This is a genomic window from Candidatus Obscuribacterales bacterium (assembly GCA_036703605.1).
Classification (GTDB): Bacteria; Cyanobacteriota; Cyanobacteriia; order RECH01; family RECH01; genus RECH01.
Genome location: DATNRH010000823.1, coordinates 1 through 13,315, shown reverse-complemented (window position 1 = coordinate 13,315; position 13,315 = coordinate 1). Strand labels below are relative to the sequence as shown.

The following is a 13,315-nucleotide window of genomic DNA, read 5'->3' as shown; positions in this document are numbered from 1 at the left end:
GATTAACGGCAACAGCGATCGCAACCTTCTGCGTGGTGATGGCGGCAACGATACTCTGCGCAGTCGGGGCGGCAATGATGTGTTAGACGGCGGCACTGGGCGAAACCGCCTGATTGGTGGCTCTGGTGACGATATCTATATTGTGCGCAGTCGCGGTGATGTCGTTGTTGAACAGGCTGGACAGGGTACTGACATCGTCAAAGCCGTGGTCAGTTGGCGGCTCGGCAACCACCAAGAAAATTTGACGCTCTTGGGAGGACGCGCTGCTCTCAACGGCAGTGGTAATACCTTAGACAATCAGATGATCGGCAACCTAGGCGACAACCTTCTCCTTGGGGGAGGGGGCAACGACATCCTGCGCGGCGGCGGCGGCAACGATCGCCTCTTTGGTAATATTGCCGATGATCTATTACAGGGTGGCGGTGGTGACGATGTCTTAATCGGCGGTGGCGGCAACGATCGCCTAGAGGGCGGTAATGGCAACGATCGCCTGGAGGGCAGCATCGGCAATAATGTTTTGATCGGCGGGGACGGGGACGATATCCTCATCGGTGGGCCAGGTCGCAACACGCTCACCGGCGGAGCAGGACGCGATCGCTTCTATCTCAACAATATCAATCACAGAGCAGACGCCATCACCGATTTCGACGATGATATCGATCAACTCTACATCTCGCGATCGGGCTTCCGACTGCAAAACTCATCCCGAGGCGTCCTCAGTCCCGAACAGTTTCGTCTAGGCAGCGTTGCTAGAAATGAAAGCGATCGCTTCCTCTATAACCGCAGTACGGGGCAACTCTTTTTCGATGCCGACGGCAGTGGTCGGGGCGATCGCATCCTTGTGGCACGGCTGTCGAACAATGCTCAGCTCAGCCATAGCGACATCGTTCTCTTTTAGTCCTCTGGTCTTAAAGCTCCCTGATCTCCTTATCCCCAACACCTTTTGTAAAGGATGTTGGGGAGGCCACAAGGTCATCAGACCCTAATTGATCACCATGGCAGATCCAGGCAATCCGCCATGGCGGGATATACCAGAGGGCTCCCCTGATCCCGTGCATGAAAAGAGATTGGAGAAATCGCTGGGCATATCACCTAGGCGCTGGGATGGCGCACCAACATGACCGGACAGTTGGCATAGACACGCACATAGTCTGACAAAGACTGACCTAAGAGGCGATCGAGATCTGGCAGGCCCTTGGCGATCGATGGACGGCGATCGGGGGAGCCTAGCATCAGGAGATCGGCATTTAAGGATTCTGCCAATTGGCAAATCCGCAGGCCAGGCTTACCTTCCGGTGCTTCACAGCGATATTTGATGCCATACTGCTTAGCCTTGGCGATCGCCGGTGCTAAGACTGGATCCTGTTCCCCACGGCTGGATAACTGCTCATCTAGCTTAGAGGTCAAGTCAGGGTTGGCGTGAACCAAAATCAACTGCCCGCCGGTTACATCCCGCAGGAGAGCGATCGCCACATCCAGACATTCCTGAGCAGCAGCAGATTTATCCACAGCCACCAAAATAGTCTTGATGCGCTTCACATAGATATCGTCTTTGACCAACAGCATCGGACGGCCTGCAAGCTGGAAGACGTACTGGCTCACAGAGTTTTCCAAAATAGACTGAAGGCGCTTCAGTCCCCGAGAGCCCATGATGATTAAATCAGCATCGATCTCATCAGCAACCCGACAGACGATGTCTTTGGGATCGCCCTCGCGCAGCATAGCCGTCGTTTTTCCAGGATCTAGCTGCAGCGACTGGATGCAGCGCGCCAATACTTTTCCGCCTTCTTCCCATTTAGCCGTCATGCCCTCCGCCGTCACCTGGGATGAGACCACGTGAAGAACCGTCACAGAGGCTTTTTGAATGATGGGCAGATCCATCAAGGATTTGAGCATGGCCTCCGCTTGGCCAGTACCGGAATCTGCAAGTAGGATTTTTTCTATCATGGTTCCTCCTTTGGTTAAGATATCAAGACTGATTCAACGTCAACGAATCATAGGGATTTACAAAACAGTTCTGTTAAGCCAACCAGCACAGTTAAACAGCATGGGCATGACGTTGGCACTAAGCTTGCACAAAGCCAACTAAGATCATACCGTCTTGGTTGTTCTCCCCTCGGGAATGACATCTTTTTTAGCCAATCAGCGATTAGGAAGCGTCATCTCCTAGACCAGAGTCCACAACCTGGTCTGCAGACATTGAGTCCACAAGCACCAGCAAGATTCACTGTCATCCCCTGTATCAGCAGGGTGCAAAAACCCGTGAACACATTGACACCCCGGCATGGGTTGCATAAGAATTGTGGTCGTTAATGGTCGAACTTAACTTGTTTGACTAGTTTCTCAAGAGGTTGATCCATAAAAGTTCATGTCGTCTGAAATCAAGCCCTACGGTACCCTTCAAGCCAATACCCACATCATGAGCGATCGCTGGTTTGAATATGGCGTCCATGCCTACCCCAACCATACGGACTATTCAGGGGCTGTCTGGCATGGCACCTATCTTGCCTGGATGGAAGAGGCGCGGGTGGAATATTTGCGCCAGTTGGGGGTGAGCTTTGCCGATTTAGTTGAGCTAGGCTGTGACTTACCCGTCGTCGATCTCAGCATTCGCTACCACCGGCCTCTACGCATGGGTGAATCCGCCATCGTATGCGCCCAGATGCGTGATATGGCAGGGGTGCGCATGACCTGGGACTATAAAATTCAGTCCCTCGATCGGCAAGAAACCTATATATCAGCACAGGTCGTTCTCGTGCCAGTCGATCGCGACAAGGGCAAAATTATGCGCCGACTGCCTGCCAATATTCAAGAAGCACTGATGAAACTTGTCCAGTAAGCAGCGGCAGTTGTAGGTCAATTGTTGGGAGATGAGACCATGGCCAATGACCAGGATAGATCCAATGAGCAGCAGCATCCTTTATGGAAGCGCGATCGCGAAACGGTGATGACGCTCATTCAAGGTGAGCCCACCGACCTCAACTTAGTGGAGTTAGCTCGGCTGCGAATTCGCTACAACGGCTTTCCAGGAGCGCGGGACATTCAGGCAGACCTTGAAAAGGTGATGACGCGATGGAAGCTTACGGAGGAGTCTTTATTCGAGAGAACGCGCCAAATCCATGCCCTGGGAACCGTCTATCGAGGACGTAGTAATCGACAAGACGATTGGAGTTAGTGATCTGCGGCGGAAATCGACCCTGTCATGGGATACCAGCCCTGAGCCCATCATGTCCTTCGATTGCGCTCAGGGTACGATGGCTGGGTTGTTGATCATCTAGGCGGTGGGCTCTTCCGTAATTCGGTACATAAAGCTGAAGGTTGCCCAATCGTTCACATTGAACGCATAGGTGTCTGGCGAAAACTCTAGGGGGCGATCGCTTGCTGCTTTGGTAGCATGATGCAGGTCATCTAAGATGGCCCGGGCTACTTCTAGGGGATTGTGAACAACGCTGACCCGGCTAGCACTATTGCGAGAGGGCATGGAAGCATTGAGCAAAGCCGTCGTTTTGGAAAAGGGACTACGGCTAAAGACTAAGTGAGTTTCTGCAGGAGCGATCGCCCCCCGAACAACCCATTCTGATGTGGCGGATGGGCTGGGAATCGTCAGAATTTCGCCTGGCTGAATGACGACATTACCTGGGCTAGAAGCATTGGGATCGGCAGGATAGAGGGCGATCGCATTACTGTTGCTGTCTAACCCAAACAGAATAAAGTAGATAGGGCGATCGCTGTAGTTATAAAGGCGATATTGAATCCGCCCGCCCATGGGCAGCTCGGGCAACTCGCTGCTAGCCAAGAGGGCAGCCAGCCGACCTTCTGGGGGCATCCAAGGGGCGCGTCCTGTTTCTTGCTGCGCCACAATTCGTTCTTGGGGTGTCACCAGCTCTAGCGTTGCTCGCACGCCCAGCCGCGATGAACCACCGCTCTCGGTGAGCCGCACTAGTTTCGTGCCCAACAGCGTGCGCAGCCTCGGTGTCAGGCGCGTGACCGCCGTTTTCACCGCTTCGTCATCCTCCGCCGTGGTATTGGGGATGGCTGCTTTGCCGAGGTAGAACAGCCCATAACTAGTTTTACTCGGCAGTAGATCTGGCCCTGCCGGCAGTACATCGACCTGAGTTAGGACATCAGGATCGGTTGAGGAGCGATCACTCGGCAGCGATGCAGCAATCGTCTGGGTTAGAGGCTGGGTTTTGCTAAAAAGACAGTCCGCCGGCTGTCCACCAGAGACCACAGATGAAATACTCGCAAGGGTGGAAAAAGCACTCGTAGCATCCACACGCTCCACCCGTTCTAACGATGGATCGATGGCCACGGTGAGCCCCACCTGACGAGGAATCACTCGTATCGATTCATAAACCGGTTGCCCTGGCGTCAGCACAACCGAAGCCGGGCTATTACAACACAGGCGAGCCGTAGCTCGCAGACCATCCCGCGATCGCAGCCGTAGCAGAATAGTAGATGGGGGGCCGCCGTCAGGATTTCCATTCATGGGCGCATCTGCGGTCAGTACCGTATCTGGGCCGTATTGCTCCAGAACCTGAGCTGGCACCCCTGCCAGCAGCACCTGAATACCTTTGCCATCATGCCCTGCTGTTTGAATCACGCCATCGGCACCCTGGTTTAGGATCGAGGGCAGATAATAGGGCAATAGTTTTTGATCCGTGCTGCGGTTGCCCGTTAGCATGGGCTGTTGGCGGCCACCCACCACTTGCTCAATGGTGCCAGATGCCCGGCTGAGGCTATTGCGCAGGGTGGTGGCTGGGGTCGCAGACCAGAGTTGCTGGGTCAGAGCATAGGTAAATAGCCCAGCGCTAAAGCCATTCCACTGCCCTTCAGCAGCAGGTTGCTGATCTGCCGCCGCCGACAAAACCATGCCGGGAAACTGTAGCCGACTCACCTGGGCCGCAAGCTGCTCTCGGGATACTTTTAACTGGCTCAAGAGCTGTTCTTGCAGCGCCCGTTCTCCCTCACTGATTTGACCGCTAGGGGCATTGGGGCGCGATCGCACCCGTAGAGTGCCCTGCAAGATCGAAGCAGGAGTAGTGTAGCTGGTGTCTAGCACCGTCACCACCTGATCGGTTTTCAGGGACTGCAACAACAGCCCCAGGGTATCTAGACAAATATCGTTAATAACCGGATGTTCTGGCGTGGGCAACAACCCATCCACCGGCACTAAGGAACGTAGAGGGCGATCGCTACCCATGCTCTGCAGACGGCTACCAAACCCACTAAAGTGAAACACCACCACATCCCCCGGTCGAGCTTGCTCCACCAAGTGAGATAAAAATGCTGTTTCAATCCCTTCTCGGGTTGCCTGGTCATTGACTAGGGTGACAATGTCGCGATCGCTAAAGCCAAACCGATGCAGCAACAATTCCCGCTGTAGCTCTACATCCGTTAAGCAGCCCTGCAAGGGTATGCCACTGCCTCGCCCCGCCCAGCAATCTGTTTCAGAATCACAGGCGCGATCGGGATAGGTATTGATACCCACAAGCAGGGCCAGCTTTCGCCGCGTCGGCTGGGCAAGAGCGACGTGGTAGCGATCGGCCATCCAAGACATACCCACCTGACTAAGCCCATAGGCTGTCAGGGCAACTGAAGTCTGTAGAAATGTGCGTCGCCTTACCCTCACCGAATATTCCTACGCCTCCACGGTGACCTTCATAGCCCGAGCTAGCTCTGCAGCCACCTCAGGGCGGGAAAACTCTGGCGGCGGTAGTTCTCCGCTGCGCAGCAGTTGACGCACTTTTGTACCCGAGAGGTGAACCCGCTCATCGGGCGCACTTGGACTCGTCTTGGTCGTTGCCATCGACTGAGTGCGGGTGCAGTAAAAGGCATGTTCAAACTTCATGGGAACAATGCCTAGGGCTTCGGGATCAAACTCATCAAAAATATGTTGAGCATCATAGGTGCCGTAATAGTCACCCACCCCCGCATGGTCGCGACCCACGATGAAGTGTGTACAGCCATAATTCTTGCGAATGAGCGCGTGGAAGATGGCTTCCCGTGGCCCAGCATAGCGCATGGCAGAGGGGTTAATAGCCAAAATAACCCGGTCGGTGGGGAAGTAGCGCTCCATCATAATTTCGTAGCAGCGCATCCGCACATCGGCAGGAATATCGTCACTCTTGGTTGCGCCCACCAGGGGATGTAGAAATAGACCATCAACGGTTTCCAGGGCACATTTTTGAATGTACTCATGGGCCCGGTGAATGGGGTTACGGGTTTGGAAACCCACCACCGTTGACCAGCCCCGCTCTTTAAACAAACGGCGAGACTCGGCAGGATCAATTTGGTAGGCAGGAAACTGGGGATGGGCTTCCCGTTCGAGCAGCCAAATGGGCCCAGCTAAATTCACATCACCTTGGTCATAGACAACCTTGACACCAGGATGTTTGTCTTCGTCGGTGCGATAAACATTGATGGCCTCTTTTTGTTTATCGTAGTGATACTTTTCACTGAGTTCCATCACGCCGATAAAGCGACCGCTGGCATCATCGAGGCGAATCATGCTGCCTTCAGAGAGCGGCGCTGCCACCTCTTCGCTGACAGAAAGGGTCACCGGCACGGCCCAAGGCAGCCCTGAGGCCAGGTGCATATCCACGACCACCGAGAGATAGTCCGCTTGGTTCATAAAGCCATCCAGCGGGCTGAACCCTCCAATCGCAATCATGACTAGGTCTGACGTGGCCCGTTCGTCGAGCGTCACACGGGGTAGAGCATCCGCTTGAGCTAAGAATGATTGACGTTGTTCCGGGGTGGCAATGCGATTGATCAGAACCCCACCATGGGGGGGAATGCCATCTGGATAATGCTTCAAGATCTTTCCTCTTTCTGGTTAATGAACGACGTTAGTCAAGGGTTTTGGTTACGTTTAGAGAGGCAGCCTGCATTAGTTGATGTTGAGCTGGGAAGAATTGTGCCCTAGGTCGGGTTTTTTCTACATCCCAACTGCTTCATCACCCTAGATTCCATCACCCTAGATCACCCTAGAACGATCCGGTAGATATCCGGCACGACTAGACCTAACCGTGCTCTAGCCCAGGCTGGCGCAACCCTAGGACTGGAGTTGGCGGCTTAAGACTTTCTTCACTATTTAGAATACTGTGTTTGGGGGTTCCTTGGATGGTTCAATAATGCCGCCCCCTAATAGGATGCAGTTGCTGGCATCATCGTACCAAACTGCGGCCTGTCCGGGGGTGATGCTGAACTGCGGCTCGTCGAAAACAATCCGCACGCGATCGCCCTCACCTTCACCCAGAATAGGCATGACCGTGGCCGGCACCGCTGCCGATCGATAGCGAATTTGCACCATGGCCCGCAGGGGAGCGCTGGGCGGAGCCATCGACACCCAATTCACCTGCTGCACCGTGCAGCCCCGTTGATGGGTACTGTCGCGATCGCCCACGATGACTTGATTTCGCCCTGCATCAATGTCGATGACATAGAGAGGTTGAGCAGCGGCAATACCCAGACCTTTGCGCTGCCCAATGGTGTAGTGATGAATGCCGGTATGTTTCCCCAACACCGTACCGGATTGGTCGACGATGTCGCCTTCTGTGGGAGCTAGATAGCGATCGAGGAAGGTTTGCATGGAGCCATGGGCTTCAATCAAGCATAGATCTTGGCTTTCTGGCTTCTCCGCCGTATGTAGACCGAGCTGGGCCGCCATGCGCCGAGTTTCCACCTTGGTTTGGTCGCCGAGGGGAAACTGGGTGGCAGCAAGTACGGCTTGGGGCAGGTCATAGAGAAAGTAGGATTGGTCTTTGGTTAGATCGACCGCACGGTGCAGTTGATAGCGATCGCCCTCGGCATCATAAACAATCCGGGCGTAGTGTCCGGTGGCAATAGTATCGATGCCCAGGGTTTCCCGCGCGTAGTGCAGCATGGGGCCAAACTTCACTGCCTTATTGCACTGGGAGCAGGGCAACGGCGTCACACCGGCTCCATAACCCTTGACTAAATAATCAATAATTTCAGCCTGAAAAACCTCGCGGCTGTCTACCACATGGTAAGGAATGCCCAACTGTTCACAGAGCTGAGCGGCATCGACCATCCCTTCCGAGCAACATTGCCCTTTGCCTTTCATCAGCCAGAGCGTTAAGCCTTCTACGGTATAGCCTTGATGGTGGAGGGTGGCGGCCGCCACGGAACTATCGACGCCGCCTGAAAGCCCAACGACAACCTTCTTCATAAATCCTGGTGCAGTGAGGGGAAGTGAGGAGGGCAATCTGAGAGAGGGCCCAGCCTCGTGAGGATTGTTACATCCTGTTACTAGGCTAGCATTCAGGACGCGGTTCGATCGCCCATCCAGAAAATCCCTTAAAAATCCCATGGGAAGGCGCGTCCTATCTGGGAAATGCCATGCTAGACTTGCTGCAAAATTCTACGCTCGGTTAAGCGATCGCGCCCTGGCCCGCAGCGTAGGATGAGTGTTTGTCATGTCATCAGTGCAAGGGAGCAATTGCGCGATGGGTTATGGATTATATCGGTCAATGCCGGAAAGCGACGTCCCCGTTCGCATCACCGCTGTCCCAAGGTCTAGGCGATGGTCTTTAGGCTGGGGAGTCACGGTGCTGGGCTGTATGGCGAGCTGGGGATTCAGTGCGATCGCTCTTCCCTTAGAGGACGGAGAGCGGTATACCAACGCATCCGATCCCTACTATATCGCCCAGCAGGTTGTGGATGGCCTACCGCCGCCGCCGCCGGTTGCCGCTCCAGCCCCTAGCGCTCCCACCGTTTCGGTGCCCACCACGCCTCGGCAAGCCGCTCCAGCCCCTGCTAGCATTCCAGATAATCGCTACGTGGTGCTCATCAATGGCGACAGTCCGCTATTGCTCGACCAAGTGCGGCGGATTGACTCCGAAGCAGAGCTACAAACCTTTCAAGGGCAGCAGATGATCCAAGCTGGGGTCTTCGATAACGTCCTTGTTGCCCAGCGGCAGGCAGAAAGCTTGGTAGCCCAAGGCATTGGTGCCGAAGTAGTTGCCGTTCCCAGTGCGGCGGTGAGTCCGGCCAATGCTGCCCCGCCAGTCACAGTTGCGGTCAGCCCACCCATCCAAACGGTGAGTGTGGCGACCGGGCGATCGCCCGTGGGTGAACCCGAGATGCTGCCAGTCACGATCACCCCCCGCGAAGTCGAATTTGGTCGTCCCGCTGATCCGCAGACGCTTGCTCAGGCGCAAACTACCGCTGCTGTGGGCAGTTCCTACTATGTGGTTATTCCGGGGCAGTCGGGTGAGGTGGAATCGATTGCCAACCAGGTGATTCGCTTAGGTAGCGGCATTGGCATTGCCGATGTGGTGGATGAGCGCACGTCCCCCCTCGGGCCCCATGTTCTCGTTGGCCCCTACGTTGGCCGCAGTGCAGCTTCTCGCTGGAGTCGATATTTCCGAGACTTTGGTATGGATGCTCGGGTGTATTATCGGCGGTAGCTGCTGTCGATCTAGCCCCAAAGCTTCGATCCCCATATTCCCCTTGTTGCCGTGAGGAAACACCCATGACTTATCCCTCCAAGGAAGCTAGGAGCGATCGCTCTTGGGTGCAGTCGGTGGTGGTGACCGCAAATCAGATGGCTGCCATTGAAACCCGACTGTTTGATGCCGGGATGCCCGTGGCGGCGCTGATGGAAAAAGTAGCCGGTCTCATTGCCCAGCGACTTCAGGCGCTCTATCCCTTGGGTGAAGGACGACGGGTGGGCGTCTTGGTCGGCCCAGGGCACAATGGCGGGGATGCCCTGGTAGTGGCGCGGGAGTTGTGGCTGCGCGGCTATGGGGTACTGCTACACTGTCCCTTTTCCCGATGTAAAGACTTGACCGCTGCCCATCGCCACTATGCTGAGGCACTGGGGATTCCAGGCAGCGATCGCTTCGAGGATCTCCAAGCTTGCCATGTGCTCATCGATGGACTATTTGGCTTTGGGCTCACCCGTCCCCTAGAAGGAGCGATCGCCACCCTGGTTGACCAGATCAATACCTGGAAAAAGCCCGTGGTCAGCATCGACCTACCCTCGGGCCTGCATACCGACACCGGCGCTGTCCTGGGTACGGCCCTGCGCGCCACCCACACGCTTTGTTTAGGACTCTGGAAGGCTGCCTGTCTGCAAGATGGGGCGCTTTCCTATCTAGGTCAAGTGGAGTGGCTGGATTTTGACCTGCCCCAGGCTGATATCCAGGCCGTGGTGGGACTAGCCCCCTCTTTGCGACGCGTTACTGTGGCAACCGCGATCGCAGCCCTGCCTGCTCCGGTGGTCACCACCCACAAATACGAACAAGGGCATGTGCTTCTAGTAGCTGGCTCGCAAACCTATCCAGGGGCAGCTCTGTTAACCGCTCTGGGAGCAAGGGCTAGCGGGGCGGGTATGGTATCCATCGCAGTTCCGGCTTCCCTGCGGGTCTTGATCGTCAACCAAGTACCGGAGGCCCTGGTGATTCCCTGTCCTGAAGATGATACGGGGGCGATCGCTCACCTCCCCTCTAATCTTGACCTACGCCGCTACGACGCCATTGCCTGTGGACCAGGTTTAAGCCGAGGTGCCCAAGCGGTGCTTGAAACAATTCTGTCGGCTCCTTGTCCTGTGTTGCTCGACGCCGATGGTCTGAATGGTCTGGCTGATCTAAAGCTAGTCTCTAGCCTGCAATCGCGATCGCAACCCACCATCCTCACGCCCCATCCCGGTGAGTTTAAGCGCCTCTTTCCCCACCTGACGGATCAGATGAGCGATCGCCTCTCGGTGGTGCGGCAAGCGGCCCAGGACAGCGGAGCCATCGTCCTCCTCAAGGGAGCCAGGGTGGCGATCGCCAGCGATCAACAGGTATGGATTAATCCTGAGAGTACTCCAGCCCTGGCCCGAGGGGGCAGCGGTGACGTGTTGACGGGCCTAGCCGGGGGGATTTTATCTCAAACTGCGCCTGCGGCAGAGCCTGTTTTGAGGGCGATCGCCACTGCCGCCTGGTGGCATGCTCAAGCAGGTTGCCTCGCCGCCACCCAGCGCACCACCCGAGGAGTCGATGCCTTTACCCTGACGCAATTTCTCATCCCAGCCCTACACCAACACCCGATTCCTTAAAAACGAGAACAACGAGGCTAGCTATCCCCATCAACCCAAGCAGCCCCATCAGCCCAAGCAGGAGTCCCAGAATTTGACAGGTGTCCCATTCATGAAGAAATTATAAATATGATGTACTTAACGATAAGTAGACGGTTCCCGGCGATGAAGTTATGATTGACTATCTTTGGGTTGTCGTGCTTGAGGAATCATTAAGTTAACGATTCCACCCGACTAAAGCGGCGATCGCCCAGCCCAACTAGTTAGGGCAGGCAGTCTCCGCGGGCTGAAATCTCGTTCCTTTGACGCAAGCTAATTTGATGCAAGCTGGACTGAATCGTGCTATTCGTGCAGAACCTTATTACGTCTGTCGCTCGATCAGCAGCATTTCCAGGCAAACTACAAGCGTTAGCTAAGGAGCAAGCCTTTTGCAGAGAGGGTCGTTCATGTCATCGTGCTGAACGCAACTCGCCCCATGTCTAAACCCCAGCTGACTCAGGAACAGCATGAGGTTCGGATGATGCGGTAGATTAGCGTACATCCTTCAGGTAACGATGGCTCAGCCGGATTGACATCAACGAATGTTCGTCCTCAATTGGATCAGTCTCTCTGCTTTCTGCCTGCATGATGGCGGCTCAGAATGACGCCAGACTACACCATGCCAACTCGCTATCTTCTCAGCCAGCAACGCCAACGGCCCAAAGATAGTCGGCGCGGTATTTTCAGGGTATGGAGTCGATGTAACTCCGCTTCTCAGCGATCGCAAGCTGTCATGATGTCCACGATGGCTCACATCTGCTGAGGTTTGCCCATTGCCAAGACCAGGGCCAAGATTCACCGCTACATCGCTGAATCGTTGAGGTCAACTACTCCCTGAACGAGCTTAGAACAATACAGACAAAGGATTAGCCGCCACATGGAATTCACGATCGCAACGCTTCTCACCAACTTTTCTGACGATAAACTGGTTGCACCTAAGGTACTTGAGAAAAAACTTAGCTGTGAGGACGATACCAGTCTGCGAAAGCTGCAAATCGCCCTAGATGCTCTAGAGCGCATCGGCATCCTAACGAAGGATCGGGGGCGCTATCGCCGAGTTTCAGAAAATGATGTAGTGGAGGGCAAGCTGCGATGCTCCAGTAAGGGATTTTGTTTTGCCATCCAAGATTCGGAAGGGGCAGACGATATCTATGTGCGCGAGAGTCAGCTCAATACAGCCTGGAATGGCGATCGCGTCCTAGTGCGGGTGACCAAGGAAGGCAGTCGGCGGCGCAGTCCTGAAGGAGAAGTTCGGCTGATTCTGGAACGGGCCAATAATTCGGTGTTAGCCCGTGTCAAGAAGGTGGGCGATGAATATCGAGCGGTGCCCCTAGACGATCGCTTGCTGTTTGAACTAGAGCTACAGCCCGGTCGTGATGATCCCGACGGCAAACGCTTAGAGGAAGCCGTGGATCAACTGGTTCATGTGGGCATTGTCCGCTACCCCTTGGGGCAAAACCGTCCTCTAGGCCGAGTGGCGCAAATTTTGGGCAGTGATGCGGAAGCGGCTTCAGATATTGATATCGTTTGCTGCAAATACGATCTGCCCCGGATCTTTTCCGAGGACGTGCTGCAAGCTGCCAAGGCCTTGCCCACCAAGCTGCGGAAATCTGATTTGAAAGGACGGATGGATTTGCGCCATCTGCCAACGGTTTCGATTGTGGGCTCTAAAAACCCAGAGCATCCCATCGTTGTCGATGATGCGTTAACCCTAGAAACCCTGCCTCCCAAGAAAAAAGGCGACGCTCCTTGTTGGCGAGTAGGTGTCCATATTGCTGATGTTTCGTACTACATTCCCTTTGGCTCTCCCTTGGATGTGGAAGCTCAGCGACGCGGCACCTCCATCTATTTGGGTGAAACGGTGTTGCCCATGCTGCCCGAAAAGCTGCACCAGTGCTGTGCCCTGGCTCCAGGTCACGATCGCTTAGCCATCTCTGTGTTGCTCACCATCGATAGCGATGGCAACTTGGTGGAGTTTGAACTCCAGCCCACGTTGATTCAGGTGGATCACCAACTGGACTATCAGCAGGTGGAAACCATTCTCCATCGCAACCAAACCGATGTGCCACCTAGCGACGAAACCTCTCCCTATCCGCTGCCCACCCTAGAGGAAGTGCAGCCCTACGCGTCAGTCTTTGAACTACTGGATCAACTCTTTACCCTCAGCCAAGTGGTGCAGACCCAGCGCCATGCCCGTGGAGCGTTTGAGCTGAATCTACCAGAAAAGAT

General features: G+C 55.1%; 10 protein-coding genes. 6 read left to right on the top strand and 4 right to left on the bottom strand.

The window, feature by feature from the left end:
- The coding region (locus V6D20_17065; GenBank protein ID HEY9817492.1) for a calcium-binding protein at positions 1-898 on the top strand (898 nt) is incomplete at its 5' end.
- 194 nt (positions 899-1,092) lie between these two features.
- On the opposite strand, the gene V6D20_17060 is transcribed toward V6D20_17065, so the two are convergent.
- Positions 1,093-1,947: a universal stress protein gene (locus V6D20_17060; protein HEY9817491.1), complete on the bottom strand. Its 855-nt coding sequence runs from the start codon at positions 1,945-1,947 to the stop codon at positions 1,093-1,095.
- A gap of 421 nt (positions 1,948-2,368) precedes the next feature.
- Here V6D20_17060 and V6D20_17055 point away from each other — a divergent pair, with 421 nt between their 5' ends.
- Positions 2,369-2,839, top strand: coding sequence for a thioesterase family protein (locus tag V6D20_17055; GenBank protein ID HEY9817490.1), 471 nt, complete (start codon positions 2,369-2,371; stop codon positions 2,837-2,839).
- Between the two features lie 39 nt (positions 2,840-2,878).
- Entirely contained in the window at positions 2,879-3,175 is a 297-nt protein-coding gene (locus tag V6D20_17050) for a DUF3288 family protein (GenBank protein ID HEY9817489.1), read from the top strand.
- 99 nt (positions 3,176-3,274) lie between these two features.
- On the opposite strand, the gene V6D20_17045 is transcribed toward V6D20_17050, so the two are convergent.
- From V6D20_17045 to mnmA, 3 genes are all read right to left on the bottom strand, one after another.
- Positions 3,275-5,632, bottom strand: coding sequence for a caspase family protein (locus tag V6D20_17045; GenBank protein ID HEY9817488.1), 2,358 nt, complete (start codon positions 5,630-5,632; stop codon positions 3,275-3,277).
- Positions 5,633-5,641: 9 nt separating this feature from the next.
- Positions 5,642-6,820, bottom strand: a complete 1,179-nt coding sequence (gene sat / locus V6D20_17040; GenBank protein HEY9817487.1) for a sulfate adenylyltransferase — start codon at positions 6,818-6,820, stop codon at positions 5,642-5,644.
- Between the two features lie 276 nt (positions 6,821-7,096).
- On the bottom strand, positions 7,097-8,194 hold the full coding sequence (gene mnmA, locus V6D20_17035) for a tRNA 2-thiouridine(34) synthase MnmA (GenBank protein HEY9817486.1): 1,098 nt from the start codon (positions 8,192-8,194) through the stop codon (positions 7,097-7,099).
- A 391-nt stretch (positions 8,195-8,585) separates the two neighbouring features.
- Between mnmA and V6D20_17030 the strand changes: the two genes are divergently transcribed.
- The 3 genes from V6D20_17030 to V6D20_17020 all read left to right on the top strand — a co-directional run.
- Positions 8,586-9,434 (top strand): hypothetical protein, encoded by an 849-nt coding sequence (locus V6D20_17030; protein HEY9817485.1) that lies wholly within the window; start codon positions 8,586-8,588, stop codon positions 9,432-9,434.
- Positions 9,435-9,499: 65 nt separating this feature from the next.
- The gene (locus V6D20_17025) at positions 9,500-11,068 is read left to right on the top strand and encodes an NAD(P)H-hydrate dehydratase (GenBank protein ID HEY9817484.1); all 1,569 of its coding nucleotides are present in this window, start codon (positions 9,500-9,502) and stop codon (positions 11,066-11,068) included.
- A gap of 895 nt (positions 11,069-11,963) precedes the next feature.
- Positions 11,964-13,315: ribonuclease R family protein (locus V6D20_17020; protein ID HEY9817483.1), on the top strand; the 1,352-nt coding region annotated here is incomplete at its 3' end.